Origin of the sequence: Novosphingobium sp. B-7 (assembly GCF_000410615.1) — a bacterium.
In the GTDB taxonomy this organism is placed as follows: Bacteria; Pseudomonadota; Alphaproteobacteria; order Sphingomonadales; family Sphingomonadaceae; genus Novosphingobium; species Novosphingobium capsulatum.
The window spans coordinates 449-811 of record NZ_KE148479.1 but is presented as its reverse complement, the minus strand read 5'-3'; the positions used below and the strand labels follow the sequence as shown (position 1 = coordinate 811).

Below are 363 nucleotides of genomic sequence, written 5' to 3'. Positions count from 1 at the left end.
GCACGGGCCTGGATCGCACTGCCCCCGCCCAGATCGATGCGCAGGGTGTGATGCGGCACGCCCAGATCAGCACACAGCGCCGCCACCGCGCGCGCCTCATCCGCCGCCTGCGCGCGCAGGCCGTGATCGACGGTAGCCACGGCGATCTGCCCCGGCGCATGGGCGGCGGCCAACACCAGCAAGGCGCAGCTGTCGGGCCCCCCGGAAACCGCCAAGGCCACCCGATCTGTCTCCGACAGGTTCAGCGCGGCCCAGTCCCCGGCAAAGCGGGTCAGCGCGGCTTCGGGGATTGGGCCGGGCGCCGGCTCAATCGCACTTCACCCCTTTGATCGCGTTTTCATATTGCCCCTTGAGGCGCCCGGC

At 71.3% G+C, this 363-nt stretch carries 1 protein-coding gene; it reads right to left on the bottom strand.

The window, feature by feature from the left end:
• Positions 1-221, bottom strand: a 221-nt coding sequence (locus H926_RS31975; protein ID WP_371256317.1) for an ATP-binding protein, incomplete at its 3' end; no start/stop codon positions are given.
• Positions 222-363 lie beyond the last annotated feature (142 nt).